General features: G+C 45.6%; 1 protein-coding gene. It reads left to right on the top strand.

All coding sequences use genetic code 11. The features are described 5' to 3' along the window. Positions 1-302: DUF3164 family protein (locus tag J7R10_RS09690; RefSeq protein WP_208436560.1), on the top strand; the 302-nt coding region annotated here is incomplete at its 5' end. Between the last annotated feature and the right edge of the window lie 7 nt (positions 303-309).

Raw genomic sequence — 309 nt, 5'->3', positions numbered from 1 at the left:
AATTGCAAATTGCTAAAAGCCTTCTTGATGAATGTTTAAATGAGTGGTCTGCGGATGCGCGCCCTGAAATCCGTGCGATTATTACGCGTGCTTTTAATACGGATAAAGAAGGCAAGGTGAATCGGGGCGAAATCTTTATGCTGTTGCGTTTGGATATTGATGATCCACGCTGGAATGAGGCTATGCGTGCAATTCGTGAAGCCATTCGTGTGACGACATCTAAAGAATATGTGCGCTTTTATGAGCGCGATACATTGGAGCATCCTTGGCGTCCTGTGATCATTGATGTGGCGAAGACGTGAGGGGTAA

Origin of the sequence: Bartonella vinsonii subsp. berkhoffii ATCC 51672 (assembly GCF_902825225.1) — a bacterium.
In the GTDB taxonomy this organism is placed as follows: Bacteria; Pseudomonadota; Alphaproteobacteria; order Rhizobiales; family Rhizobiaceae; genus Bartonella; species Bartonella berkhoffii.
Note: the sequence above shows the minus strand (reverse complement) of the source record. Positions and strands in the feature narration are given on the sequence as shown.